The sequence below is a fragment of the Nocardia sp. NPDC046473 genome (genome assembly GCF_040645995.1).
Lineage (GTDB): Bacteria > Actinomycetota > Actinomycetes > Mycobacteriales > Mycobacteriaceae > Nocardia.
This window is the reverse complement of record NZ_JBEYZJ010000015.1, coordinates 173,019-196,956: the sequence shown is the minus strand read 5'-3', so window position 1 is coordinate 196,956 and position 23,938 is coordinate 173,019. Positions and strand designations below refer to the sequence as shown.

19 protein-coding genes are annotated in these 23,938 nt (G+C 64.8%); 8 read left to right on the top strand and 11 right to left on the bottom strand.

The window, feature by feature from the left end:
* Window positions 1–114: 114 nt before the first annotated feature.
* The gene (locus ABZ942_RS42270; protein WP_357391907.1) at window positions 115–1,755 is read right to left on the bottom strand and encodes an alkaline phosphatase family protein; all 1,641 of its coding nucleotides are present in this window, start codon (window positions 1,753–1,755) and stop codon (window positions 115–117) included.
* 207 nt (window positions 1,756–1,962) lie between these two features.
* Window positions 1,963–3,555 (bottom strand): sialidase family protein, encoded by a 1,593-nt coding sequence (locus tag ABZ942_RS42265; RefSeq protein ID WP_357391906.1) that lies wholly within the window; start codon window positions 3,553–3,555, stop codon window positions 1,963–1,965.
* A gap of 624 nt (window positions 3,556–4,179) precedes the next feature.
* Here ABZ942_RS42265 and ABZ942_RS42260 point away from each other — a divergent pair.
* From ABZ942_RS42260 to ABZ942_RS42250, 3 genes are all read left to right on the top strand, one after another.
* Window positions 4,180–4,413, top strand: coding sequence for a hypothetical protein (locus ABZ942_RS42260; RefSeq protein ID WP_357391905.1), 234 nt, complete (start codon window positions 4,180–4,182; stop codon window positions 4,411–4,413).
* 965 nt (window positions 4,414–5,378) lie between these two features.
* Entirely contained in the window at window positions 5,379–9,248 is a 3,870-nt protein-coding gene (locus ABZ942_RS42255; RefSeq protein WP_357391904.1) for an AAA family ATPase, read from the top strand.
* Between the two features lie 104 nt (window positions 9,249–9,352).
* Window positions 9,353–10,699: a family 1 glycosylhydrolase gene (locus tag ABZ942_RS42250; protein WP_357391903.1), complete on the top strand. Its 1,347-nt coding sequence runs from the start codon at window positions 9,353–9,355 to the stop codon at window positions 10,697–10,699.
* A 168-nt stretch (window positions 10,700–10,867) separates the two neighbouring features.
* On the opposite strand, the gene ABZ942_RS42245 is transcribed toward ABZ942_RS42250, so the two are convergent.
* Window positions 10,868–11,665 (bottom strand): DUF3658 domain-containing protein, encoded by a 798-nt coding sequence (locus ABZ942_RS42245; RefSeq protein WP_357391902.1) that lies wholly within the window; start codon window positions 11,663–11,665, stop codon window positions 10,868–10,870.
* A 29-nt stretch (window positions 11,666–11,694) separates the two neighbouring features.
* A complete protein-coding gene (locus ABZ942_RS42240; protein ID WP_357391901.1) occupies window positions 11,695–11,970 on the bottom strand; it encodes a hypothetical protein in 276 nt (91 codons plus the stop codon).
* Between the two features lie 429 nt (window positions 11,971–12,399).
* Here ABZ942_RS42240 and ABZ942_RS42235 point away from each other — a divergent pair, with 429 nt between their 5' ends.
* From ABZ942_RS42235 to ABZ942_RS42220, 4 genes are all read left to right on the top strand, one after another.
* Window positions 12,400–12,585 (top strand): hypothetical protein, encoded by a 186-nt coding sequence (locus ABZ942_RS42235; protein WP_357391900.1) that lies wholly within the window; start codon window positions 12,400–12,402, stop codon window positions 12,583–12,585.
* The gene (locus ABZ942_RS42230; RefSeq protein ID WP_357391899.1) at window positions 12,582–13,604 is read left to right on the top strand and encodes a PHB depolymerase family esterase; all 1,023 of its coding nucleotides are present in this window, start codon (window positions 12,582–12,584) and stop codon (window positions 13,602–13,604) included. Before ABZ942_RS42235 ends, ABZ942_RS42230 begins: the two co-directional genes overlap by 4 nt.
* A gap of 257 nt (window positions 13,605–13,861) precedes the next feature.
* Window positions 13,862–14,095, top strand: coding sequence for a hypothetical protein (locus tag ABZ942_RS42225; RefSeq protein ID WP_357391898.1), 234 nt, complete (start codon window positions 13,862–13,864; stop codon window positions 14,093–14,095).
* Between the two features lie 303 nt (window positions 14,096–14,398).
* On the top strand, window positions 14,399–14,695 hold the full coding sequence (locus tag ABZ942_RS42220; protein WP_357391897.1) for a hypothetical protein: 297 nt from the start codon (window positions 14,399–14,401) through the stop codon (window positions 14,693–14,695).
* A 120-nt stretch (window positions 14,696–14,815) separates the two neighbouring features.
* Here the strand turns inward: ABZ942_RS42220 and ABZ942_RS42215 are convergent, their stop codons facing one another.
* The 7 genes from ABZ942_RS42215 to ABZ942_RS42185 all read right to left on the bottom strand — a co-directional run bounded on the left by ABZ942_RS42215 (window position 14,816) and on the right by ABZ942_RS42185 (window position 22,568).
* Window positions 14,816–15,955, bottom strand: coding sequence for an aminotransferase class V-fold PLP-dependent enzyme (locus ABZ942_RS42215; protein ID WP_357391896.1), 1,140 nt, complete (start codon window positions 15,953–15,955; stop codon window positions 14,816–14,818).
* Window positions 15,952–16,752, bottom strand: a complete 801-nt coding sequence (locus tag ABZ942_RS42210; protein WP_357391895.1) for an amino acid ABC transporter ATP-binding protein — start codon at window positions 16,750–16,752, stop codon at window positions 15,952–15,954. The genes ABZ942_RS42215 and ABZ942_RS42210 overlap by 4 nt, the downstream gene beginning before the upstream one ends.
* Entirely contained in the window at window positions 16,749–17,684 is a 936-nt protein-coding gene (locus tag ABZ942_RS42205; protein ID WP_357391894.1) for an amino acid ABC transporter permease, read from the bottom strand. Before ABZ942_RS42205 ends, ABZ942_RS42210 begins: the two co-directional genes overlap by 4 nt.
* Window positions 17,674–18,618 (bottom strand): ABC transporter substrate-binding protein, encoded by a 945-nt coding sequence (locus ABZ942_RS42200; protein ID WP_357391893.1) that lies wholly within the window; start codon window positions 18,616–18,618, stop codon window positions 17,674–17,676. Before ABZ942_RS42200 ends, ABZ942_RS42205 begins: the two co-directional genes overlap by 11 nt.
* Before the next feature lie 63 nt (window positions 18,619–18,681).
* Window positions 18,682–19,665, bottom strand: a complete 984-nt coding sequence (locus tag ABZ942_RS42195) for a LacI family DNA-binding transcriptional regulator (RefSeq protein WP_357391892.1) — start codon at window positions 19,663–19,665, stop codon at window positions 18,682–18,684.
* Between the two features lie 219 nt (window positions 19,666–19,884).
* Entirely contained in the window at window positions 19,885–21,837 is a 1,953-nt protein-coding gene (locus ABZ942_RS42190; RefSeq protein WP_357391891.1) for an FAD-dependent oxidoreductase, read from the bottom strand.
* A 140-nt stretch (window positions 21,838–21,977) separates the two neighbouring features.
* On the bottom strand, window positions 21,978–22,568 hold the full coding sequence (locus ABZ942_RS42185; protein WP_357391890.1) for an MT-A70 family methyltransferase: 591 nt from the start codon (window positions 22,566–22,568) through the stop codon (window positions 21,978–21,980).
* Between the two features lie 129 nt (window positions 22,569–22,697).
* Here ABZ942_RS42185 and ABZ942_RS42180 point away from each other — a divergent pair, with 129 nt between their 5' ends.
* Complete coding sequence (locus tag ABZ942_RS42180; protein WP_357391889.1) at window positions 22,698–23,909, top strand: hypothetical protein; 1,212 nt, start codon at window positions 22,698–22,700, stop codon at window positions 23,907–23,909.
* Window positions 23,910–23,938: the final 29 nt, after the last annotated feature.

Here is a 23,938-nt window from a genome sequence, read left to right as displayed (position 1 = left end):
TCATAAAACAACAGCCACACCCGGGGGGGGCCCTTAACCCCCCCCCCCCCCCCCCCCCGGGCCGGGGGGGGGGGGGGGGGCGGCCCCACCCCCCCCCCCCCCCCCACCGTGTTTTCAGCTCTTCGGCAGGGTCGCGGTGTGTTCGGCCGCCACTGCCTGTAGGTCCTGCGGGTTCAGGCCGAGACGGGTCAGGACGGTCGGCGCGATCCGGGTGGTGGCGACCTCGTCGGCGACCTGCGCGTGCGCGGTGCCCGCGCCCGCGATGATCAGCGGTACATGCCGGTCTTCGGGTGTACCGCCGCCGTGTTCGGCGATTTTCGACTTGCCGCCGGTGTAGACGGTTCCGGGCTGCTCGATCGCGTAGATGTCGGGCACCCGCGAATCACCGGGCTGGGTACCGAAATACGCAGCCGCGTCTGCCCCGGCATAGATCGTGTCGATACCGGATGCGTGGAACGGCTTGGGGCTTCCGGCGATATCGGTGCCGTCGCCATTGCGCGCCAGCAGCCGGTCCTTGACGAATCCGCTGGCCTCGGGCGACCGGTCCGAGAGCCACAGGGTGATTCCGTCATCGTCGGCACCGTGCGCAACCAGTTCAGGATTCCCCGAATGCGTTGCGCCCCATTCTTTATCGATGTCGTCGATGATCTTGTCGGCATCAATTCTGGTCAGTGTGTCCGGCTTCATCGGGCCCTGACCGTGCTTGGCCGAGACGATGATCGTTGTGCTGCCGGTCAGCCCCTTGGCGTCGAGCTCGGCAACGATCCGGCCGATCTGTGAGTCCACGAAGGCAAGTGCGGAGCTGAGCACCGGTCCGGGGGTGAGGCCGTCGGCCGCGTATCCGCCTGCCTTGCCGCCGGATTTGGGCAGCTTCTGTGCGGTCGAGACCGACTGGAAGTTCATCCCGAAGATCGCGGGTACGCCAACGTCTTTCGCGCCGGAGTGGTCCTTACTGTCGATCTCGTTGACGATCGCGTCGACCTTATAGGTGTCGTAGCGTTGGGTGAGGTCGTTGTCCTTGGTCCAGGTGGTGCCGTCAGCGGTGCCGTCGGCGGCGCTGTCGATTTCCGGAGTGAACAGATCATCGATGGTGTTGCCGCCCGGGCCGTTCAGGATCGTGTAGGCGGGGTGCTTATCTGACCACGCGGTACGCAGTCCGGCCTTGTGCGCGACACCGAAGATGGTGTTGACCCTCAGATAGTCGCCCGGGGTGATCGGCTTGCAGGTCTTCGGATCGACCGGCAGCTTCGCCGGGGCGAGCACGCTGGTCGGGTCACCGGTCAGCGCGCCGATCCCGTCGGGCAGGTCGGAAAGCCCTGCGCCGCCGTCGATTTTGTGCGGATCCCGGTCCAGTACCTCGGTCAGTTCCACATCGGCGCCCGCCTTGGCCCCGGCACAGTTGGTGGTGCCCGCCGGGAGCAGGGTGCGGTCCCAGGACGCGTCGTAGTACACACCGGTGGTTTTTGGTGTCCCGCCGGTGACCTGTGCGAGCAGACCGGGGAACGAATCCGACGGAGTCGGTGTCATTGCGTTGGTGTAGCGGAGTCCGCCGGAAGCCAGCTTCGCCAGCGTCGAATCCGAGTGCGCCGCAATGTAAGCGGCGAGATCGGCTTCGTGCATACCGTCGATCGACACTAACAGCACGTGCCTTCCGGAACCGGTATCGTCGCCCCCGTTCCCACAGCCAGCGGTGAGGCCGACCACCACCGTCGCGCTCGTCGCCACGGCCAGCTTGCCGATATGCCTGAACCTCATCGCATGACTCCTTCGTCGAACGGGATCCGGTGCAGCACACGCGTACTCGATTGGCGTGCGGTGAACTCGGCGCGAACGACGGACGACGGCAACGCAGACACTTCGGAACTCCCGGCAGCTGGAAAAGGCCCGCGATATGCTGCGGTGACTGTATGTAGCCGAACGGTTCAGCAGGGTGAGTGAACCAGCCGGATACCGGTCACCGGATCAGGCACGGCCACGGCGACCGTGCACATACTGCCCGGAGAGGTTGGCATTGGCCGAGGAGACCGCGGACTTGGGCGTGCCCTTCGGGTTCATGGCGAACACGCCGCTGTAGACGTCGCTGGGGTTGGACGGGTCATTGGTGGTCACCGCGAACAGTGGACGGAACTTCTCGGTGCCGACCACCGCGAGGCCCTCGTAGTCGCCGAGGAAGTGGCCCCAGGTGGCGTAGGGCGCCTTGAGCCAGTCGAAGACCGGAGAGATCTGCCGCTCGCCTGGGCATGCTTCATCACCACGCTTGAATGTGAGCAGGAATTCTGCGGTCGGCACGGTCGTGGTGTCGCCCGGCTTCAGGTTACGCAGATCCTTATAGGTCAGTGCCACGTTGCCCTCGTGGTCCACCACGATCGACGGGGTGAACGCCGGTGCTGTAGGCACCTGGCTCATCAGCATCGGCTGGGTCCAGGTCGCGCCACCGTCGGCGGAGGTGACCATCTCGATCTGATCGAACTTGCCGTCGCTGAAGTCGCTGCCCTCATAGGTCGCGTACAGCTTGCCGGTCTTCGGGTCGAGGGCCGCGCTGACGAGATTCGCGCCGGCTCGCAGCGCCTTGGCGGCGTCGGTCGGTGCGTTCGGATCCACCTCGGCGACCGAGGTATCGCGGGCGATCGCAGTCGGCTTGCTCCAGCTCCGGCCCTGGTCGGTCGACTTCACGAACGCGAAATGCACGTCCGAGGTTATGGTGCCCGCCGGGTCGGTGTAGGTGATCGAGTCGAAGAAGTCGTAGAGGGTGCCGGTCCGGGCGTCGGCGACGATAACGTTGCCGATGGTCTGCGTGTTGGCGGTCACGCTGGTATCGACGAATACCTCGGGCTTTGTCCAGGTCCGGCCGTGGTCATGGGTGATGGAAATGAACGCCGGGCCGTTCAGGGAGCTGGCGGTCTGGTCGAGCCGATCCCAGACCTGATAGGCATAGCCAGGATGGTTCGGGTCGGCGGTCACCGAGTTCTTGTCGTTGCCGAACTCGGCCGAGGTGTCCTGAATAATCGGCTGAATGTTCGTCCAAGTCTTGCCGTCGTCGGAGGAGGTAGCCGCGGCGACAGCGGTACTCGGGTCGCTGACGTTGAACACCAGACCGCTGGCATACGCGACCCCGTCGGGCCCGTAACTGACCCACACGTCCGAGGCCCGCTCGTAGTTCAGCCGATGCTCGGCACCACCCGCGCAGGCGTCGAACGGCAGTGCGGACTTGGTGAAGTGCGTGCCGTCGTGGCTGAAGCTGGTGCCAAGGCCATGGGAGCCGCCCGCCGCGGACCACCGATCCTGCTGGTAGGACGCGATCGTTCGCCCAGGCTTGCGGGGATTGACCGCGACCCACGGCTCAGCTTCGGAGCCGGTCTGCGCGACCGCGCCAGGGCTGGCGCCGACCGTACATCCGGCGAACAGACTCGGCCCCGCCGAGACCGACTCCACGTGGCGGTTGGCCGAGACCGACGCAACAGATTGGTTGTCGCCGTCGTCGGCCCACGCGTTCCCGCCGAGCACCGCACTGATCGCGATAGCCGCACACAGGGCCAGCGGTATTTGTGGCTTCATTCGAGGTTCCTCCAAAAATCAAGCGCCTGTACGCGCCATCAGCGACCAGCAGATCTATCCCGCCAGCGCCCAGAAAAACGATAGGACCCACGGCGCTCAATTCCTCAATTCCCCACTTCCCACAATTCCCCAATCGCCGTCAGAAGTTTTCCCGCGACCGCTCGAGGTTGCCGCCGACTATGCGTCCGGCGAACAGGCTTCGGCCACGCCGAGACCGGCCTGAAGAGATGGTTGCCGACTGCGCGGCCTGCCGTGTACCGCGAGGTGCGGCGGTAGCTGACCCGCACCCCGCTTCGATCGGCGGTTGGTGAACCAGCCACGGCCGGCCCGTGGTCGCTTCGGCGGTCGCTACCTCGCGGTCGGTGGTGCCGTCGATGTGGTCGAGGGGTGAACGCACCTTCACCTGCACGGTGTGCGCTGATCACCTACGGCACCTTTTCGCTAGGAAAGTCTGTGCGCGATCGAACGGCGCAGCTACATCGACGCCGTTATGGCATAGCTATCGGCAGCGTCGTCGGACTCGGTGCGGCAGCTGCTCGGATCCGGCGCTACCCACGCCTTCTTCGCCTACAGTGCCAGGGCCGAGAAGGGCCGAATCATGTTCGGCGTGTGGAAGGTACTGCGATGACCACCTCGCCCGCCGCGATGGGTGATCCGATGCTCCCGTCACCGAGTGCGTGGCGGTTCGTCGCGGTGTTCGGCATGAGCTGTTCGCGATCCCAGCGCACCCTCGTCGTGCGGCTGAAGCGGAACCGCTTCCGCAACGCGGCGTCGAGTCAGATCGACGACCCCTCATGGCTCTTTTTGGGCGGTGGACCCGGCACGCACTTGGGTGGTCAGCGTCTTGCTGCCGACTGAGGAAACTCGGAATCCCAGTACGAATCGGCCGCAACACCGTCGCAGGGAACACACATAACGGTTACGCCGCCGAGATCGCACGCCAACAGAATTGACGGTCGCGTCGGGGCCGCCGCCTGTACGAATCGGGTAAGTGGTGGTGAGGAGTTCGTCGCCGCGCTATCGGCTAATTCAGGAACAGACCAGCCGGGCATGCCGTTGACACGGGGTTCAGGTTTCCGGGGCGGAATTGTCTCCAATAGCCCGTGACCTGGATGTACAGCAACAATCGCGGAACTCGTTCGGAGTGCGCGGCGACATGCGTGCCTATTGTTCGGAATCGTAGGCCTTGGGAAGAAATCAGGGATAGTACACGGAAGACCGTCGCCAAAACGGCTACGGCGGTTCCGACAGATTGAGCGAGGACGAAGATGGGAAGAGTTAAGGCCTTTTTCAGCTTGCTGCCATTTCCGTAGTGGCGGCTGGTGTTATGGCGGTATCCACAGGAACGGCAGCTGCGTATCCCAGTGCGTTGTGCGATAGGGCCCACGCGGGCGCCTACGCGACCGGCGACGGAGGCAGGTCTGTATGGCAGTGCCGCTTTGTTAGTCGCTATGTCGATCAGCCTTATTGGGGTTGGGTCCTGATACAGGGCACCGGTACTTCCCGCTGAACGCTGCGCCGGAGGCTGTCTGGGCCGGGAGCGGTGTGGAATACCCGAAGGTTCGGGCGTGGGGTGCGTCCGTGATCCGATGCCCGAACCCTCGTCGCACCGCGTTCCGAGCCCGCCCCATATGCGGTCAACGACTCGCCCCGGATGCGTTGATGCTCAGTGGATTCCACGCCGGGAAGTGACCGGCTGGCGCCTCGGTCAGGGTATCGTTTGAGGGGCTGTACCGCAGTGGACGATGCTGGAACGCGAAGGGGAGATTGACAGTGACGTCGGAGAGCCCGCTAGTGGTAGTTGCGACGTTGATCGGCTGCTGATGGGTGCGGCACCGGGCAATCCCGGGGCGGGTGGTTCACCCCGCAAGGTATTTACCCAGCAGTTCAACAGCTTGTGGGAATACGCGGGTAATCCCATTCTCGATCGTGTGGCGCGTACGGCCAACGAGCGGATGGGACCGACCAAGCCTCGTACCGGTTCTGGTGGTGCGCCGGTCACGGTCCAGCGGCTCAGCGAATGGCGCAATGGTGTAATCCCGGCCCGGTGGGATGCGTTTCTACCAACACTGCTGACGTTGATCGACATGGCCAAACGGCCCGATGGGCAGCCACCGGCAGGTCTTCTCAGCGTGGGAAGCTGGCAGCGTCGGTGGTCCGAAGCCGATTCGTGGAAACCTCCGCCAAACCTTGATTGCCCGTATCAGGGACTGGCCCCCTACCAGCTCGCAGACGCCGAGCGGTTCTTCGGCCGCGACCGCGCGACCGGCGACCTGGCGGAGCTGGTTCGCTCGACCGACCAGGCTGGTGGCGGGATCGTCGTGATGTTCGGTGCCTCCGGAGCGGGCAAATCCTCTCTACTAGCCGCAGGGCTGATCCCCGCCCTCGGACCCGAGTGGTCAAGCACCGTCATCACACCGGGTCCCGACCCTGCCGCGACCGTGATCGAGATCCCGCCTCAAAGTGTTAATCGGTGCTTGGTGATCGTCGACCAGTTCGAGGAGTTGTTCACCGCGGCAGCCGAAGACGATGTCGGCCGGGGGTTCATCGACAGGCTGCAGCGTTGCACCGACCGGGGCATCACGGTGGTGGTCGCGGTGCGGGCCGATTTTTTCGCTTCCTGTCTGGACTATCCGGTGCTGGCCGAGGCCATCACCGGACGCCCTTTCCTGCTGGCGGCGATGAGCAGCGATGAGCTGATCGAGGCGATCATCAAACCGGCGGCCTGGGCGGAACTGCGACTGGAACCGGGCCTTGTGGAGGTGATCCTGACCGAACTGAGCGGGCTCGGAAACCTCACCGACAGTGACAGTTCGGGTGCGTTGCCACTGTTGTCTCACGTAATGGAGGCGATCTGGCAGCGCAGCAAGGGACGCAAGCTGTCGGTGGCTGGATACCGCGCCGCGGGCGGAGTCGCCGGATCCGTGGCTCGCACCGCCGCTACTGTCTGGCAGACACTGGACGGCACTCAGCAGGCAGCGGCCAAGGACATGCTGCTGCGCATGGTCACCGTCGGCTACGACACCCGCGATACTCGGCGCCGCGTCGCCCGCGCTGATCTGCTCGCGCACACCAGTGACCCCGCCGCGGCTGCGGCGGCGCTGGAGGCACTGGCCCGGGCGCGACTGATCACCCTCGATACCGATACCGCGGTCCTGACCCACGAGGTGGTGATCGACGCGTGGCCGGAGTTGCGGAAGTGGATCGAGGCCGACCGCGAAGGCCTCCTCGTGCGCCAGCGGGTCGCCGCCGACGCCGCGGAATGGGACGCTGCTCGACACAGCCGAGCGCTGTTGTATCGAGGTGCCCGGTTGGCGCAGGCGCGTGAACATCAGCCGAGTACGACGGGGCCCAGTGGTGAATTCCTCCTCGCCGGTATCCGGCAACGCCGCCGGTTGATCGCCGCGCAGGGCGGGCTCGCGGTGGTGGTGGTCGTACTGGTGGTCGCGGCGCTGATCAGTGTCGTGCGCGCCGACAGCTCCCGCCGCGAGCGCGACGAGGTCTTCTTCACCACCGTGCTGAGCGAGGCCGACCGCCTGCAGAACAGCGAGCCAACACTGTCGGCCCAGCTGGCCCTGCTCGCCAATCGACTACAACCCGGCAACCCTGAAGCCGCCGCGCGTCTGATCGCGAGCCAGAACCTGCCCGTGGCACACACCTTTACCGACCACAACGGAGATATCAGTGAACTGACATACCTCGACAACGGTCTGCTGGTCACCGCAGGCGACGATCAGATCAGTATCTGGAACGTGCGGGATCCAGCCGTCGTCACCCCGATGGCAACGATCCCCGCCCAGATCACCAGTCTCGACGGGCACGGATCGACGCTGATTGTGGGCGGGAAAGACCACACCGTGCGAATCTTTGACCTGTCCACCCCTCAACAGCCCCGCTTGTCACAATCCATCGATATCGGGTCCCCGATTGATGGCCTGGCGTTATCGCACGACGGGCGTACTCTCGCCATCAACCATGATGAGCAGGTCACGGTGTGGGATGTCACCGACCCGCAGACAGCGAAACCTCGCTCGTCTCCTCTCACCGTCGGTGAGAAGGTCTACTCGCTGGCATTCAGTAGCACTGACAAAGCGCTGCTGACGATGAGCGCGGTGACCCAAGGCTTGCTCGGTCAGATACGCACCGTCCGACTGTGGGACCTGGATTCGCCCCAAAACCCTGGAACACAAGTCGCTCAAGTCGCCGACGGACGACTGTCTGCAGATGTCTCCGCCAGCGCACCGCTGCTGGTGGCCGCGGGCCGATTGTCGTCGCAGCCATCGGGCAGCGACGGCGAAATCACGTTCTACAACATCGAGGACCCGCACCATCCCGCGCCTGCCGCCGCGAACTTCGCCATCCCCTCGGACTACGACCTGATCGGCGTCACACTCAGCCCCGACGGCCGGACCCTCGCGACCGTGACAACCTTCGGCACCACACTGTGGAACCTCGCCGACCTCACTCACCCCACCCCGCTGGGACCCCCGCTGGCAGCCGCAGCGACCTGCCCCGGCGCATCGGGCAACCAGCGATGCTCCACGGTACCGACAGCGGCAGGTTTCAGCCCCGACGGACGCTACTTCACGATCGCCACCGGCGGCGGCACGATTCAGCAATGGTCGCTTCCGAGCACTACTCTGGCCGGGCAAGCCGGACAGATCCAGCCCCCGGCGATCAGCGCCGACGGCACCCGGATGATTACCACTGCCCACGGCGTCGCCGCCCACATCTGGGACATCCACGACCCCGCCGCGCCGCGGCTGCTCGGCACCATCGACAACGTCACCGCAATCACCGGCACGTCCGGCACCAGCTATCCGGTTCTCAGTTTCGACGGCCAGTTCGCGGCACTGTCGATCGACGGGGTGGTCACACTCCTCGATATCTCCGATCCGAGCAGACCTCGTGAGACGCACCGTTTCCCGGAGGCCGCCGGTGTCGCGTTCGCCCTGGACCGGCGTGCCTTGGTCACCTTGTCCCGAGGGCCGGTCGCGGGGTTGATCGCCTGGGACTACTCCAACCCCGACCGGCCGGTGCAGCGTAGTGCCCCGATCGTCGTGCCGTCATCGAAGCAACTGGTGCGCACAGGATTTCAGCTAGCCGCCAGCCGCGACGGCAAAACTGGTGTCACACTCGCCGACAGACTCAACGTGTGGGACGCACCGCTGTCGCTCGAGCACTCGACTGGGCCGATCGGCACCGCCATCGCCGACTGGCAGGGCGACGGGGGCGGGCTCGCGGTGAGTCCCGACCACCGCACCGTGGTGGCCGGATGGGACGCCGGGACAGCCCGAGTCTTCGACATCACCGACCCGGGAACCATTCGGCCACTCGGGGATCCGCTGCCAGCGAGCAGGAGCGCGGTCTCCTCAGTGGACATCAGTCCTGATGGCCACCGCCTGGCGACCGCCGGTACCGACTCCACCGTCAGGCTCTGGAACTTCACCGACCCCGCACACCCCATCCCCTACGGCCCGTCCCTCACCCCGCCCGGCTCGGATCGATGGCAGGTCGCATTCCATCCGAAAGCCGACTACCTCATCGGCGCCGGCGGCCAAGGCACACTACGACTCTGGGACCTCGAGCCCGACCACGCCGCACACCGCATCTGCGCCCTCACCGCCAACACCATCACCACCGACCTCAGCATCTACCTACCGGGACAGAAACTGCCCACACTGTGTCCGTGACCGCTAGTTCGACGGCGATGCGACAGCGGAGTTCGGACTGGTTCGCGAAGTCCCGCCGGGACGGCTGCGTTCGGCAATGAAGGGCAATTCGACAAAGGAGCACCATGCGACAATTCACCCGGCGCGCCACACTCGGCCTTGTGGCGACTGGTGTCGCGGGCGCCGTCATCGGCCGACCTACACCTGCCGGCGCTCGACCCGCGCCGCCTGTCGATCTGCCACCGCTGGGTCACGAATTCCTCTGGGGCGTCGGAGGTTCCGGATTTCAGAGTGAAGGTCACACCCCCGACAGCCACCAGCGGCGGCTGTTCACCGACCGCACCGCACTGGCTCGATTCCCCGATTGCGTGGACTTCTACACCCGGTACGCCACCGATATCGCACTGGCCGCGGACCTCGGGGTCGGGGTGTATCGCATCAGCATCGAGTGGGCGCGGCTGCAGCCGAGGCCTGGCGAATGGGACGAGGCCGGGTTCGAATTCTATGACCGTGTGCTGGATGCCATGACTGCCCACGGCATCCGGCCGATGCTCACCCTCGACCACTGGGTGTATCCGGTGTGGATCGCCGAGCGTGGTGGCTGGGGTGATCCGGGCATTGTCGATGCGTGGCTTGGCAATGCGCGCAAAGTTGTGGACCGCTACGCACGCCGAGACCCGCTGTGGATTACGGTGGCCAATCCAGGCGGATACATAAAGTTCGAAGCGCGTGACACCCTGTCGGCCGCCGACATTCCGGCGATGGCGTTGCGGCTGGCCGATGCGCACAACGCCATCTACGACCACATCCACCAGGTGCAACCGGGCGCGCAGGTGACCATGTCGATCAATGACGGGGCAGCCACGATCGAGGATGCTACGGAAAGCCTGATCCTGGATCAGGTCGTCGACCGCTTGGATTTCGTCGGTCTCGGTACCTACCTCAGTTTCTCGCTGGACACTCTGCCGCAGCTGGCAGAACACGCACTGGTCGACCCGCAGGAACTGAGCAGTCCGCTGGCGCACGCGGTACAGCCGGAGTCGATGTATTACGCGCTGCACTATTGCGCACGCCGATTCCCCGGCAAACCGGTGTATGTGGTGGACAACGGGATAGCGGCATGGAACGGATGGCGAGAGGACGGGTACAGCCGCTCCGACCACCTGCGCGACACCGTCTACTGGTTGCAGTGCGCTCGCGCCGACGGCATCGACGTAAGCGGATACACCTATTGGTCACTCACCGATAGCTTCGAGTGGGGCTCCTACGATCTGCGCTTCGGCCTCTACACCGTCGATGTCGCTACCGACCCCACTCTTACCCGTAAGCCCACCGACGCTGTCGCCGCTTATCGCGTCATCACCGCGTCTGGTGGCGTACCGGGCAACTACCGACCCACGCGGCCGCCGGCCGCCTGCTCGTTCGTCGACATCCCGAGCAGCTGCACCGACCCGGTGACCGTGCCGCACTGAACACCAACGACACGCGCACCCGAGCAGGACCCCGCTGAACCGGTCAGCGATCACCACACTGGCAGGGCGTGTGTCTGCGCGAGAACGCGGCGAGGGACCTTCCCCACGCTTGAACGCCCAGCAACCGGATTCGCCTTGCTGGGCATTGGGCTGCCCGGATGCTGTGGTTCACTGCCCGATCCGCTGGATCCGGCACAACCTTGCCGTTGTGGGATCGCCGTCGGCTCCTATCGCTCCGGTGTCGATAAGCGTGATGAGGCGCTGCTGTAGCACGTAGTCGGCAACCTGGAACCGGTGCTCGGCCATGGCCTCGCTGATCGCCTGGGTCATCGGCTTAGGTTTCGAGTCGATATGAGCGAGCAACGAGTTGTCGAACTGATCGATCGGTGCGGACACCAACGCCGACTCCGACACCACGCGAAACGGTGCTTCTTCGGCGCACAGCATCGTCCAATGTTCGGCCATAGCATGATGTTCGTTGTCACCGAGCAATCGTTCGGACTTGAGATAGGCGCCGATCTCGCCCGGTGCCAAGGCGCTGACGACCCCACCCCCATCGGTGCCGTCAGCGGGCCCGGTCACCTCGATCGTGTACAGCGGGCGCGTTCGAAATCTGTCAGTGAGGAACAGATAGTTGGCGTACTCCTGGGCGGACCGGCGACCGACCCAGGCGATCAGCTGGGCATCGGGATCATCTGCAGCAAGCGGCGACAGATCCGCATCGAGTGAGTTCCATAAGCACAGGCAGTCGCGCCCCATGTCACCGGTGAAGGTGGCCATCCACCAGGCACGCCTGTCACCTCGGCCTATGGGGCCACAGCTCAGATCATCGTGGTAGGTCACAACATCGGCGACTTGGTCGCCGAGCACATTCAGCGCCGCGCGAATCGCGGCCGCCGACGTGGCGTTAGGGGCGATGTGGACGGTAGTCACGTGTGAATAGTCTCCTCTGCGCTCGACGGCCACGGGCGGCATCCCGCCCGTGGCCGCACATGCTAGTAGTACAGTGCCCAGCTTCCGCTCGAGGTTTCCTCGCACCACAACGTATTGCCGTACCAACCCTCGTCCGCGTACCACTGCCCCCAGTAGCTGCATTCCGATTCCGTGTTGTACAAGCGGATCACCCGGTTCCACGGGATAGTTTGCTGTACGGGGCGTTGAACCTGGTACTCGATGGTGCTGACGGCGTTGGCGGGCGACACCGCATTGGCGGTGCCGAAGCTGAGCAAGACGATACCGACGATCGCCAATCCGTAAAGAATCTTGTACATGGCATTCCTTCACATGAATACGAAACGATCCGAAATACCCGGCCGGGCGTATCCGACGTTAAAACGTCTGCACCGCAAGGCGTGCGGGATAGAGCACCCGACCTTGGCCTTATAGCAGATCAAAGGCGCTGTACGAGCTTTCCTGCCCGGAATAGGTACGCCGTTCTGCGGCTACATGATTCGAGGGTTCGACGGTCGAGAAACCAATCAGCCGGTGTTTGCGCCCCTGTCAGGATTCCGGGGCGGAATGCTCGATCACCCACCTGAACTGCAGGTTTCGTGGCCGCACGGGCTGGAACCCGTGCACGGCGACGACCGGCGGATCTAGCGTCAGAAGTCGCCGGGGTACGGATTCCGGCACCAGTAGCAGTAGGTGTCCAGGCCGGAACTGATGGCGACAATCAGTGAAGGTAATCGGAAGGGGAGTTGATGTCACAGGAAAATCGGCGTCCGGGTCTGCCTGATGCAAACGAGCTCTACCGCACCCTTGCCCGCACACACAGTCCGGAAGCCGCCGCGCTGGTCGTTCACGCCGTCACCGGCGTGTGGCCGACCGATCAGCAGCAGATCGAATGGATCGTCACCCGTTCTCGCACATGGGATATCGCATCATGACCACGCCACCGCCAACAGCGCAACCCGCCGCGCCCGAGCGGCGAACCTGCGGCTTGGACCGATCGCGATCCTGCCGCCGGTTACGGCGCCTGGGTGCCATCCTGGCCACGGTCTTCGTTGCGGCGACGCTGTTCGGCGGAACTATCGCCCATGCAGACGAAATGGGAACCCTCACCGAGGCTCAGTACAGCAACGCTGCGGGCACTCGTCACTACTTCCTCTACACCCCTCCTGGCGATGTGGCGGGTCGCCCGTTGCTGGTGTGGCTGCACGGCTGCATGGTCCGCGGATTCACCGACGAAGAACAGTTGGCCGGGCTACGCCCCGACCCCACCGATAACGACATGCTCGCAGTGGCACGGGAGCGGAACATGGTGGTGGTCTTTCCCATCCAGACACCGGCTTCGAACCTGCTCGGCTGCTGGAATTTCACCGATGATGCCAACCAGCACCGCGACGCCGGTGAACCCTCGATCATCGCCGGTATCACCGAGACCGTGCGCACCCAGCTCAACCTCGATCCCAGCCGCACCTACATCATCGGGCACTCCGCCGGCGCACTCATGGCCACGATCATGGCCGCAGCATATCCCGACATCTACACCGCCATCAGCGTGTGGTGTGGCGGCGCCTACCGCTTCGGCACCGACCTCACCGGCCGGGCCGCGTTCAATGAAATGGGCCCGCGCGCCCGACCGATGCCGGTACTGCTCGTCGAAGATGCCACCGACCCGAAAAGCCCTCCCTTGATCGGCCGACTCGCACTCGGGCAATGGCTCGGCACTGATCAACTCGCGCTCGGACAGGACACACCACTGCCGAATCCGGTGTCGGTCCAACGCCACAACCCTGACCCCGACTCCGGATTCGATGACGCACGGACCTTGGAGACCTACCAACTCGGCCCGGTACAAGTCCAGCTACTAACCCTCGACGATGGCGGTCACGAACTCACCGGCAATGGCACCGGAGCCCTCTGGCAGACCATCGATTTCCTCCTGCAATATCAACGTCCCTAATAGCAAGCCCGGTTGCAGTCGCGGAGGGGACGACTGCAACCGGGCTTACGTGGATCCCGTCGCATTCTGCAGGCTAGTCCGCCGGCAGACCGGCGACGGTATTCATCGACGTCAGATATCGCGGAACCGGACACTCCAGCTGCCGTCGGCTACCCGGTCGGCCCAGCACGCACGGTCCGATCTGTTGCGCTAGCTAGACTCGATCGAGCTATTCCTCAACATTGGATATCCGAGGATGCCAGCAGTGTGGGGTACCTGTGTTCGAACCGCACCTCCTCCTGGATCGGACACACACCCAGCGAATAACAACCCACCAATATCTGGCACGTTCGGCTCGCGGCGGCGCCGCGCATGCCGCCCGCCGCGCCGCCGCCGACAAGGACGCCGCTGCCACCGCCAAAGCCGCCGCCACCAAGGCCGAGGTTGCTGCTGCCGTGTTGTTCACGAGCGGCGGTTACTTCGGCGACGGTCGTGCTTTATGCGGCCGGTAAGTCCAAGGGGCACAACGGTTGCCACGGCGAGCAGTGCGGTGGTGCGGCGATGGCGGTGGAACGGAAACGTGCGCGCTGGATACATGCCCGGAGTCGAACAAAGCCACGTCGGCTGGAATACCTTTTGTTTCATGCTGGTTCGAACGAGCAGGCTTCGGCGAGGAGGTTTGCGCGAGGTCTGTCGCCGTGCACAGCGGCGGTGCGCGGCATCGATTGCGCGCCCGAAGCGTAAAACACTGGCTACCTTTGTATCCGAGGGCTTGGATCGCCTGATGTCTGACCAATTGGCTCTGTCCGTCATCTGTGACGGCACTTGTTCATGGACGCCGACGGACGGGCCTGCTGAGCGAGGTCGATGTTCACGAGTTTCGACGGCACCCCTCTTGCTCGCCAGCCCTTTATGGCCAAGCAGAGCAACATATTTCGGGCCGACGGCCGTTCTTGGGCCGTTTGGTGGCGGCAACCTCCTACGTGCCCGCTGATGCGCTGCTGATTCGGCCCGACGGCTATATCGCCTGGGCCGCAGATGGTTCCGACCCCTCCGGCATAGCCCGACTCGAAGCCGCGATCACCCGATGGTTCGGTTCCGTCGCTCGCTGAGCGCGTGGTCGGCAGGGCGAGATGCGCTGCGGTTCAGGATATTCGGGAATGTCGACGCGAGGATATCGCGGATATCCGGCCGCTGGGCACGGTCGGATATCGCGCCGGTGGAATCCGCTGTCACCACGTCCCATGGCGGCGTGACTCCCGGATCGTAGAGGTCACCGCATCGATAGCGGCATCGGTGGTGGTCGCGTGGACCGACAGACGCAGTGCGCTGGCGTGCACGGTGGCGGTGACGCCCCCGGCGGCCAGACGCTTGCCCAGTTGTGTCGGCTGGTGATCGGGAAGTGCGAAGGAGAGGATCCCGGCACGGTGAGCGGGGTCGCGTGCGGAGCGGATCATCGGGTCGAGAGGGAGTAGCGCTTCGTGTAGCGAGTCGAGGCGTTCGCCGATTCGGCGTTCGATCCAGGCGGGGCCGACGGATTCGACCAGCTCGAGAGCGGCGGCGAATGCGGCATGATCGACCGGGCTGAGATTGGTGATGGAAAATCGCGCGGCACCGGGCGCATGCGGGTGAATCAGCCCGTCATACTGGGTGGGATCTACTGCGCCGGTCCATCCTGAAAACAGTGGATCAACTCGTTCCAGCGCTCGATCCGAGAGCGCGAGAAATCCGGTGCCCCAGCCAGCGCGCAGCCATTTCTGCCCACCGACGACGAGAATGTCGCACACCTCCCACGGTTGGGTTGTCACCCCGAAGCCCTGGATGCCGTCGACGATCAGCAGCCGCCCGCCGATGACATCCCGAATACCGGCGAGGTCGGCTCGATAGCCGGTGGCGAAGTCGACGGCGCTGACCGACACCGCCGTGGTATCGGGGCGCAATTCCTCGGCGATCGCTTCCGGCGTCATCCGGCCGCCGGGCGGGGCGAGCACGCGCAGCCGGATCCGGCCGGCCTGGGCGGCGCGTGCCAAGGGGTAGTGGTTGGCCGGAAAGTCGCTGCCGCTCACCAGGACTTCTCCGGTCGCCGGTCCATGCGGGATGGCGAAGGCCGCCTGGAACAGCCCGGTCGAGGTGTTCGGAATCAGCACCACCGATGATGGCGCGAAGCCGGACAGCCGCGCCACGGCACGGATTGCTCGGTCGGTCGCGCCCATCAGGTCATCGACCGTTGCCGGGCCTGCCATCGCACCTGAATGCATCGCGGCGGCGCTCGCGGCAACCACGGCCCGCGATGGGGGACCGTACCGCGCGAAATCGAGGTAGCCGGTTGTTTCGGAGAATTGCGCCAGGTACGCGGCCTGCGGGTGGGTCATGGGTGCACCCTCGCCAGGAATTGGCGGGTACGGCTGTGCGTCGGCTTACCGATGACCTGCTCCGGCGGGCCCATCTCGACGACGACCCCCTGGTCTATGAACACCACCTGGTCCGCCACCTCCCGGGCGAAGGACATCTCATGGGTCACGACGATCATGGTCATGCCCGCACGGGCGAGTTCGGCCATCACGCTGAGGACCTCGCCGACAAGCTCTGGATCGAGCGCGCTCGTCGGCTCGTCGAAGAGGATCAGCTTGGGCTGCATGGCCAATGCCCTGGCGATCGCCACCCGCTGCTGCTGTCCGCCGGATAGGCGGCCAGGGTATTCGTCGACTTTGTCGGCGAGTCCCACTCGGTCCAGCAGCTCCTTTCCCTGCTGCCGCGCCTGCGCCCTCGGCACGCCCTTGACCTTGACGGGCCCCTCGATCACGTTCTCCAGCACCGTGCGATTCGGGAACAGGTTGAACCGTTGGAACACCATGGCGATCTGGGCGCGTTGCTTGGCGATCTCGCGCTCGCGTAGCTCGTGCAGCCTGCCGCCGCGCAACCGAAATCCGATCGGGTCGCCATCGACCCAGATCTCCCCGGAATCGACCGACTCCAGATGGTTGATGCAGCGCAGAAAGGTGCTCTTGCCCGCGCCGGAGGGACCCAACAGCACAACAACCTGACCTCGGCGGACGGTGAGATCGAGACCCTTGAGCACGTCGACGTTGCCGAACCGCTTGTGCACCGACACGGCTCTGACCAACACGTCGGGGTCCTGCGTGGCTGCGTAACTTGTTCGCTCGCTCATGATTTGGTCCTGACCATCGGAGGGGTGCCGAGGGATCGCCCGATCAGCCGCCACGGTGTTCGGATTCCACTCGTTCGGTCCGAAGCCGAGTACCTACGTTCGAGGAAGTACTGGCCGACGCTTGCCGCGCTGACCACCACCATGTACCAGATCGCGACCGTGAAGAGCGTCTCCATCGGATTCAGGCTGTGCGAGGTCAGGTTTTGGGATGCCTTGATCAGTTCCACGTATCCGATGACCGATGCCATCGAGGTTCCCTTGAGCATGTTGATGAAGTCGTTGCCGGTCGGCGGGATGATCACGCGCATCGCCTGCGGCAGAATTACCCGGCGCAGCACAGTGGCGGGGGGCATACCTATCGACTTGGCGGCCTCGACCTGTCCCTTGTCGACGCTGTTCAGCCCGGCGCGCACGATCTCGGCCATGTAGGCGCTTTCGTTCAGCCCGAGCCCGAGCAGTGCGGCGACGAATACCGTCATCAGGACATTGGCCGACTGGTCGAGCACGGTGATGTCGACGAACGGGATCATGACCGTGATGCGCGGAAAGATGAACGCCAGATTGAACCAGAGCAGGATCTGCAGCAACACCGGCAAGCCGCGGAACAACCAGATGTAGCCGCTGGCAAACCAGCGCGCGACCGGATTGCGGGAGGCCCGCATCAGCGCGACAGCCACGCCGAGAACGATCGCCCCCGCCTGCGCGACGACGGCCAGGAGGATCGTATTGACCAGGCCCTCCAGAATGATTGGCTCGGTCAGCAGCGCGGGTATGGACGGGTAGTCGATCTGACCTTGCGACATCGCATATCCGAGCGCGCCGAGAAGTACCACGATCAGCACGCCGGATATCCATCGGCCCCAATGCCGCAGGGGGACTTTGGGCAGCAGGGTGACAGCGGGCGCTTCGTCCTGCACCGTGTCAGCCGGCATTGACGGTTACTTTCTGGAGCGCGCCCGAGGTGATCTGCCAGGCATCGAGGATCTTGGTGTATGTCCCGTCATCGACGAGGGACTGCAGTGCCTTCTGCAGTGCCTGTGTCAGCGCCTTGTTGTCCTTGGACAGACCGATCCCATATGGACCGCCGTTGAGCGGCGCCAGATCGACAGTCTCGAAGAACTTTCCGTCACCGGCGGTCCGGGAGATATACGCCGCGGAAGGCAGATCGTTGAGGATCACTGCGATTCGGCCGGAACGCAACTGTTGCTGGTTCTGTGCATCGCTGCTGGTGTCGGTGACGGCGAGGGCAGGTTTGCCCGCTGCCGCACAGTGCGTACTCTGCGACTTGGCGAACTCCTGTTGACTGGTTCCGGTGACCACCGCGATGGTCTTGCCGCACAGATCATCCACAGTGTGGATCTTCTCGGGATTGCCTTTGGCCACCATCATGGTGATGCCCGAGGTGAAGTAGTCCACGAAGTCGATTTTCTGCTGGCGTTCCTTCGTATCGTTCATGCCCGCGATGGTCGCGTCGATGCGTCCGGTCTGCAGACTGGTGATCAGCGAATCGAAGGACATGTCGCTGTAGGCGATGCCGAGGCCGAGCTTCTTCGCGGCGGCCGTAATGAGATCGACCTCGAACCCGACGGCCTTCTTGCCATCCGCGCCATAGAAGTTGTTCGGTGGCGACTGCACATTCGAGCCGACCGACAGGGTGCCCTTGCCCTTGATCGCGGCGGGCACCTCGCCGGCGAGTACCGGATCACTCTGCACAGCGTTGACGATCGCGGAGTTGTCCGGGATCGCCGATCCGGCACGATTCGAGCCTGCGGTGGACTCGCCGCCACGGCAGCCCGTGACCAACAGGACACCGGCCAGCACGACAAGGGTTGAGTAGCGGCGCAGGCGCGCCGTTGGGTGGGTCACGGGATCTCCTTTGATCTGTGTTCGACGATGAATGTGCTGAATTTCGCGCCCAGCCGGGCGAACTCATCGCCTGATGTGCCCGGACTCCCTGACGATCAGACGAGTCGGGACGACGACGTGTCGCGGACTGTCGGTCCGCCCGCCGATGCGGTCGAAGAGCATCTCGGCCGCGCGCGCCCCCATGTGCTCGGCGTCCTGGGCGACCGTGGTGACGGCGGGGCTCAGCAGATCGGCAAGGTCGAATTCGTCGAATCCGACGTAGGCGGCCGACAATTCGGGAGCGCACCGCAGATGACGGATGAGAGCCAGGGTGGCACGGTTGTTTCCAGTGACCACGGCCGTGACTGGGTCGGGCCCGCTGGCCCACCGCCGCCAGATCTCGGCCTGGCTTTCCGGTTTGTGTAAACCCATTCCGACGAGGCCCGTCGCGTCCAGGCCGTGCTTTTGGCTGGCGGCGAGAAAACCGTCTCGACGACGGCCGGCCGTCCAGAAATGCTCGTCGTCGCCGAGGTAGCCGATCCTGCGATGGCCCAGTGCGACCAGATGGTCCACGGCGAGACCCACGCCGCCTTTGTTGTCGCTGACCACCGAATCGAACTTCGAACTCGAACTCGGCCGGTCGACGAAGACACACTTGGTTTCCGGTGTCAGCTGGGATTCGAGCTCCACCTCACCGGCAAGACTGGCTGCGACGATCAACCCGTCCACGCGGCGAGCGAGGAACGCGCTGGTGAGTTTCGCCGCGCGCGCGGAATCACCCTGCGCCGATCCGGCCAGCAATAAATAGTCTCGTTCCCTTGCCACCTGCTCGACGGCAGCCATGATGGTGCTGTAAAGGGGGCCGGTCAGGTCCTCCATCACCAGGCCGATGCTCGCGGTTGCGTTGCCCTGCCGGAGAATTCGCGCCCCATCGTTACGACGGAAGCCCAGATCGTCGATGGCCGCCCGAACCCGTTGCGCCGTCTCCTCCCGGACACCGGGCTCGCCGTTCACCACGCGCGACACGGTCATGAGCGAGGCGCCGGAGCGCCGAGCTACGTCCGCCATCGTCGGCCACCGACGCCGCTCACCCTGCGCCGGAAGGTCACGTTCTGGGTCTGGTAACGTTACCATCGACCAAAGGTGACGTGCCGGAAGTGCTTTGTCAACCCCCGCGCGGCTTCTTCTCGCCGATTTAGATGACCCCGGCAGCGCGCTGTTTCCGCGAGTGTTCGCTCCGGCCGATCTTCGGATAATCGCCGGTTTCGGGCCCGCTGGCTGTTCAGGTTAGGTCAACCGGGCTGCCAGCCGCTTCGCGTTCATGTAGGCGATCGCCTCGATGGAGATCATCGGGTTGACGCCCGACGCGGTGGGGAAGCAGGAGCCATCAGCGACAACGATATTGGCGACTTCCCAGGTGGCGCCGTCGGGGTTGGTAGCCGAGAGTCGCGGGGAACCGCCCATGCGGGCCGAGCCCATGATGTGCAGCGCGCCCATTGCGCAGCGCCCCGGTCCGTAGCCCGCATCGCGGCAGGAGGCGGCGAAATCGGCGTGCGAGCCGCGGCGGCCGGGTTCGTAGTCCACGCCGGCTTGATGGCCGGAGAAGATACGGCGTGCGCCAGCGGCCTCGAGAATGCTTGCGGCGCCTTCGATTCCGGTGTGCAGGTGGGCGGCGTCGTAATCCGACAGGCGGTAGTTGACGATCGGTTCGCCGGATTTGTCGACAGTGACGGTGCCCGAGTCGCGGTCACGGGTGATGATGCCGATCGGGGTGGTGCGAGCGAAGTCGAGCAGAGTGCGGCGGTGCGCGTCCGCACCGCGCCAGCCCATGAAGCCGAGAGCCAGGCCAGGATGGACCGGACCCGTCTCGTAGATGACGCCGTAGCCGTTGCCGTCGAGATTCGCGTGCTCACGGCAGATGCGCCCCTGCAGCGCGCCCTCCCAGCCCCGCAGTTCCTCGTCGAAGACGCCGAACACCGCGGCGGCCGGATGCAGGCGCAGGTGGCGTCCGATGTTCTCGTTGCGCAAACCGGATCGGCGCAGCAGTGCGGGCGTCTGCACCGCGCCCGCTGCGACGACGACGGCGCGGGCCCGCACCTCGAGCTGCACGCCGGACTCGGTAAGCGCTGAAACACCTTCGGCACAGCCATTTTTCACCTGGATGCGGCGAACGTTCGCGTCGACGACCAGTCGGGCACCGGCCGCGGCGGCATCGGCAAGCCACGTCTTGGTGACGGACTGTTTGGCGCCGACGCGGCAGCCGTAACCGCAGGAGCCGCATTCGATTCCGGCGTCGCAGGCGTCGGTTACGTTGCGCGGCAACGTACCCACTTCCCAGCCGAGTGCCCGCGCGCCGCGTTCCAGGACGCCGTCGCGGGCCGAGAGCGGAGAGCGGGTATCGGTGACCGTGAGTCGGCGTCGCACCACGTCGAGGGCCTCGCCGAACTCGGCCTCGGCGAACTGCGCCGCGCCTAGTTCGGCCCACTCCGCGCGGACGGAATCGGGGGTCGGCAGTGAGGTGCTCCAGTTGACGACGGTGCCGCCGCCTAGGCAGGTGCCGGCGACCAGGGTGATCTGCCCCTCGGCGGAACTGGCGCCTGGCGCGTAGAGCTGCTCCAGGGCGGTAAGTTCGCCCGCGCCGAAATCCCGGTCGTCGTAGTAGTTTCCGCGTTCGAGCACGATCACGTCGAGGCCGGCCTCGGCCAGTGCGGCTGCCGCGGTGCCGCCGCCCGCACCCGATCCGACGATCACGACATCGCAGGTGAGTGTGGTGTTCTCGGTGCATCGTGTCGGCGTCAGTGCCGGCTGTGGGGCGGTGCTGAGCGGCCCGGTCGGTGCGGGGTAACCGATCTCCTTCCACAACGGGTTGGTGCCCGTTGGACCCGGAGTCACGTTGTAGGCCAACAGCGCTGCTTGTTTGAGCGCTTGGAAGATCGCGCGCACGGGCGCCGATCGCGAATCGCCGAGCCGAAGCAGCGCCCGCTCTCGCTCCTGCTGCGACAGCGTGGAAAACCGACGCGGCCCGGCGCCGAGGAGCAGTCCGGTCAGCCGAGAATTCCACCACCCCAACAGCATTGCCAGCTGCTTGCGATCGGCCTCCCGTGGGCTGCGGCTCAACAGTCGCAGTACGGTGTCGACCCCGCCGAGTTCGCTCGCCGACGGCAGGGTCGATCCGTCGCCGGGAACGAACGTATCGCAGATCGTGCTCAGCGCTGCCCGCTGCTCGGCCGTAAGCTCCATCCGAAAACTCCCCTTCTCCCATGCCGGTCGAGTTAATCACGTCGGCCGTCCTTCGAGCGCCAATTGACGTCAAGATCCAGGTAGAAGCCCTGCAACAGCAGAATATTCATTCACTTGAGGTTTGGCCTCGCAGGCGTGAGTCAGCGCGTCCCACAGGTGACTTGCCGCAGCCCGGCGACGCGCGGGTAGTCGTCGCACCGTTCGACACCTGATGAAATCTGGCCTCGCCAGGCATCCCAGCCGCATCGGGACCTGCTGGCAAACAGTTCCAGGTACGGGCCGGTCGAGACGCGTTCGATGACTGCGTATTCCTCGTCGGATCGGTGTTGGTGATCGTGAACGGGAGCGAACATCCACACAGGTTGTCCGTGGTCGTTCACCTCTGCATTGCCGCGGGTACCGAGGATCAGATGTTCGGTCCTGCTGCGGAGATGAGTGTCGAGCCCGGGACAGGGTTTGATCCATGTCAGCGGCGCACGAGGAGCGAATTCCCAAGCCTCCAGCACCTCGTAGGCGGCCCGCAGCGTCACGGTGGTGCACCACATCCACAGGTAAGCATCAGATTGGGCGAGTTTGCTCACTGGTAGCGCCTTGAGCTGGTGCAAGGTCACCGGACCGTGGTAGCGAGGTGAGTTCAGGAGCTCATATTCAGCGAAGCCCCACGGCGGATCGGCCAGGATGGTGCGGTATCTGCGCGAGGTTCCAGGATCGGTGGCTCCGTCGGATGTCATGTGGTGCAGTGCCTTTCCTGCGCGGCTCGAGCGTCATGGACAGCGCCATCGGCGCATGCGTGTTGCTACGGGCGATGGGTCGTGAGGTTGTCGTCGGTGCCCAGGCAGCCGGGGATCAGACTGGATGTGATGGTCGATTCCATGGCTGGAGAAGCGTGGATCTCTGGGGTCACGCTGGTGCGCGATGACGACATTACGAATGGCCGGCTACCGAAAGCAGGGGTCGCTTTGGTGGTCGAGGCAGGAAACATGGTGGCAATGTTGGGGGAATTGGCGAATCAAAGGATGTTGCTCCCACTGAGCCCGGCAATGATGGAGCCCATGGAAATCTCAGAGTCCGTCGAACAGCTCTGTGTGGCGCTGGAGAACTACGCTCGCAGAGTTCGGGAGTTCACGCCGATCGCCTTGTCGAGCAGCGAACAGTCAGCTCTGGCGGTGCTGCGCGAGTTGGGTGATGTGGCAAGGCTTTCGGACGCGGGCTATCGCCAACAGTTGGCGGGGGATGTGGTGGCGACCGTGGTATTGATCGTCGAAGCGATCCATGATCCGATCCGTCGGCGCGTCGCTGAGGCAGCGTTGGCCACGAGGCCCGAGTTCTACAGCAAGAACGTGGGCCAACGCATGGCAGTGCTGGCCAAGGATTGGGTCTCTCCGGATATGTATAAGGACCGCCGGTCGGGGGTGCTGCACGATGTGGCGATGGCGCTCGCCATGGAGTTCGGTGGAGGGGCGAGAAGTCTGCCTCGATTGTGTATCGCCGGCGACTACGACGATCGCGGATTGGATGCCGATGCCGATGCGCTCGGCCGGGGGTTGGCTGAGCTGCCGATCAGGCTTGTTTCGGGCTATGCCGCTGCGGGGCAGCGGGTTGGCCGCGCCATGCTGGATGCGCTGTCGGACAGGGGAATGGTGGTGGACAGCGATCGCGTCACGCAGTACGCGCGAACGGTGAAGGATAGGTCGATCGAGAAGGACTATCCCGGCCACCTCGTCGCATACGGCAGGACGCAGGAAGACAAGCGACACCGGATGCTGCGTGACTGCAAGGTGGTCGTGTTGTTCGCAGGTGGCGCAGGTACCCGAGACGAGGCTCGGATTGCTGAGAACTATCGCATTCCGGTGATCCCGTTGGCATTCACCGGCGGTGCGGCCCAGCGCTATTGGCAGGAGCGGCGTCCGGCAGCCGAGACGATCATCCTCGGTGGTCATCTGGTGGATCCGGTGCTGTACGAGCAGCTCGGTCACCGACACGGTGATGCCGCGGTGCGGGCTGCGCTCGGCCTGGTCCGACAGGTGATCATGGCCGTGCCGGTCGACAGCTGCGCGATCGCACGCGGCTGACGGCGGTCCGATCCGTTCGGCGCTGGCGA